The following is a 3,176-nucleotide window of genomic DNA, read 5'->3' as shown; positions in this document are numbered from 1 at the left end:
GCCACTTCCACCGATCCGATGGAGCGCGGAAAGTTCACGATCTCATCGAGCAGGTCGTAGCGGTCGCCATGGGCGAGCATGGTCTTACGATCGGCTGTCACGGAAGCCCACGCCCCGCGCTTACCGGTCTCCAGTGTGGAGAGCACGGCGCCGATGACGGCAACGCGCTCGGCAGGCCACGACATTTCCAGCGCCTCGGTCACCACGAAGGGGTTGATTCCGAAGCTCATCAGGTCGGTGGCCACGCGCATGGTCTTGTCGGTCGTGTTCGAATAGCGAAACGAGCCGGTGTCGGTGACGATGCCCGTATAGAGGTTTAGCGCCACCTTCTTGTTCACGGGCAGCTTCGCGGCCTTGATCACGTCGTAGGCGACTTCGGCGCTGCTGCTCGATTTCAGATCAATGTAGTTGAGATCGCCGAAGCGGGTGTTGTCCTTGTGGTGATCGAGGTTGAGAATCGCGCCCACGCGGCCGCTGCTGCGCAGCTCTCCGAGATCCCAACCCATGCGCGAGATGTCGCCGGAATCCGTGGTGATCGCGAGATCGAACTTGCCCTTGGGGATGCTGGTCTTCACCGACTTGGCGCCGGGCAGGTACATCAGGTTGGGCTGCACGCCCGAGGGATTGACCACGACGGCCTTCTTGCCGGCGGCCTTGAGGGCGGCGGCGATCCCGAGCGAGGACCCGAGCGCGTCGCCGTCGGGGCGCTCGTGGCAGGTCAGCAGGACGCTCTTCGCGTGCTTGAGGGCCTTGGCCGCTTCCTTGAGCTTCTTATTCGCCATCGTCTTCCTCCCCCTGCTCGCCGCTGCCTTCTTCGGGCAGGTGCGAGAGCATCTGGTCCATGCGCGCGCCGACGTCGAAACTCGCATCGTATTCGAAACGGAAATTCGGCAGGTATTTCAGGTCGAGGCGCTTTCCCACTTCGCGGCGCAGGAATCCCGAGGCGCGCTCGAGCCCTTCCCGGGCTTCCTTCGCATCGACATTGGACAATGCGGTATTGAAGAACACCTTGGCATTGCGCAGGTCGTCGGTCACTTCCACGGCGGTGATCGTGAGCCCCTGCGTGCGCGGGTCCTTGAGCGAGCGCTGAATCAGCTCCGAGAGCTCATGCTGAAGCAGCGCCCCCACCCGGTCCGATCGTTTGTAGCCGCGTTTCATGGAAAACTCAGGATCTCCCATTCCTGGTCGATTACTTCAGCCAGGTTCAGGGACTCGATGTAGTTGGCGATGTTGTCCAGGCAACCGTTGAGAAAAGACTGGTCGTTGCCAACCACGCTGATTCCTATCTGTGCCAGATGATGATTGTCGTTGTCGCCGGTCTCGGCCGCGGCGCAATGGAACTTGCGACGCGTGCGCTCGAGGATCGGCTTGACGATCGCCCGCTTTCCCTTGAGCGAGTCGACCCCGTGCAGGCGGAGCTCCAGCCGTAACAACCCGACAAACAATTCCCGTCAGACTCCAGTGGGCCGGTCGCGCAGCCGCGAACCGGTCGTTGAGAAAATCAGGTCGAGGCCTGCTGGGACTCGGCTTCCTCGGCTTCGGCCTTGGCACGCGCACGCGCCGCGGCTTCTTCCTGCTCGCGGATGTCTTCGAGCTTCACGGCCACTTCCTCGATCTCGTAGAACTCCAGCACGTCGCCGACCTTGAGGTCCGAGTAATCCTTGACCGTCAGGCCGCATTCCATGCCCGCGGGCACTTCCTTGGCGTCATCCTTGAAGCGCTTGAGCGAGCTGAGCACGTTCTCGTAGATCTGGGTGTTGTCGCGAAGGATGCGGACGTGCGCTGCGCGCGTGGCCTTTCCGTCGGTGACGTAGCAACCGGCAACCTTGCCCACTTTCGTGATGGTGTAAACCTCACGAATTTCGGCGTGACCGGTCACGTGCTCGTGACGATCGGGCTCAAGCAGGCCTTCCATCGCGGCGGTGATGTCGTCGATGAGGTCGTAGATGACCGTGTAGTTCTTGATCTGAATCTTCTGGTCGTCGGCGATCTCGGCGGCCATGCGTTCGGGACGGACGTTGAAGGCCACGATGATGGCGTTCGATGCCGCCGCCAGATTGACGTCGGACTCGTTCACGCCGCCGGCGCCGCTGTGGATGATCTTGACCTGACAGCGCTGGGTCGAAAGGGCCTCAAGCGACTCGATGATGGCTTCGACCGAACCCTGCACGTCGGCCTTGACGACCACCGGCAGTTCCTTGGCCTCTCCGGCGGAGATCTGCGCATAGAGCTGCTCGAGCGAGGTGCGGCTGAGCGAGGCGAGTTCCGACTCGCGCACCTTGTGGGCACGCTTGGCGGCGACCTGCTTGGCCAGCTTCTCGTTGGCGGCGGCGTCAAAGAAATCACCGGCAGAGGGAACGCCCGAGAGGCCGAGCAGCTCGACCGGCATGCCCGGTCCGATCTCGGTTGCGGGCTTTCCAAGGTCGTCGGTCATGGCGCGGGCCTTACCGAAGTGCTGGCCGGCAACGATGGCATCGCCCAGGTGCAGCGTGCCTTCCTGAATCAGGACCGTGGCCACCGGGCCGCGGCCGCGCTCCAAGCGTGCCTCGACGATGATACCGGCGGCGGCCTTGTCGGGGTTGGCCTTGAGCTCGAGCACTTCGGCCTGCAGGGCGATGGTCTCCAGCAGGTTCTCGATGCCGTCGCCAGTCTTGGCCGAGACTTCGACGAACATGGTGTCGCCGCCCCACTCCTCAGCCACCAGGCCGAACTCGGTGAGCTGCTGGCGCACCTGCTCGGGCTTGGCGCCGGGCTTGTCGATCTTGTTGACGGCCACGACGATGGGAACGCCGGCGGCCTTCGAGTGGTTGATGGCTTCAATGGTCTGGGGCTTCACACCGTCGTCGGCGGCAACCACCAGGACCACGATGTCGGTCACCTTCGCGCCGCGCGCGCGCATGGCGGTAAACGCCTCGTGACCGGGCGTATCGAGGAAAGTCAGCGGTCCCTTCGAGGTATCGACGTGATAGGCGCCGATGTGCTGGGTAATGCCGCCGGCTTCGCCCTCGGCCACGCGGGCCTCGCGAATCTTGTCGAGCAGCGAAGTCTTGCCGTGGTCGACGTGGCCCATGATGGTCACGACGGGCGGACGCGGCTTGAGGTCCTCGGGCTTGTCCTCGCTCTGCTGGCGAAGGATTTCGTCTTCCTGAAGGCCCACGCGCTCGACTTCAAAGTCG

Annotated in this window: 4 protein-coding genes; all 4 read right to left on the bottom strand. The window is 63.4% G+C overall.

Annotation, left to right across the window (positions count from 1 at the left end; all coding sequences use genetic code 11):
• The coding region (locus KDH09_05595; protein MCB0219150.1) for a DHH family phosphoesterase at positions 1-782 on the bottom strand (782 nt) is incomplete at its 3' end.
• Complete coding sequence (gene rbfA, locus KDH09_05590; protein ID MCB0219149.1) at positions 772-1,158, bottom strand: 30S ribosome-binding factor RbfA; 387 nt, start codon at positions 1,156-1,158, stop codon at positions 772-774. The genes KDH09_05595 and rbfA, both read right to left, overlap by 11 nt.
• Positions 1,155-1,445, bottom strand: a complete 291-nt coding sequence (locus KDH09_05585) for a DUF503 domain-containing protein (protein MCB0219148.1) — start codon at positions 1,443-1,445, stop codon at positions 1,155-1,157. The genes rbfA and KDH09_05585 overlap by 4 nt, the downstream gene beginning before the upstream one ends.
• Before the next feature lie 56 nt (positions 1,446-1,501).
• On the bottom strand, positions 1,502-3,176 hold a 1,675-nt coding region (gene infB / locus KDH09_05580), incomplete at its 5' end, for a translation initiation factor IF-2 (GenBank protein MCB0219147.1).

The organism is Chrysiogenia bacterium, assembly GCA_020434085.1.
In the GTDB taxonomy this organism is placed as follows: domain Bacteria; phylum JAGRBM01; class JAGRBM01; order JAGRBM01; family JAGRBM01; genus JAGRBM01.
Note: the sequence above shows the minus strand (reverse complement) of the source record. Positions and strands in the feature narration are given on the sequence as shown.

Coding starts and splice junctions, on each gene's coding strand:
- rbfA (MCB0219149.1), bottom strand. CDS start 1,158: ATGAAACGCGGCTACAAACGATCGGACCGGGTGGGGGCGCTGCTTCAG.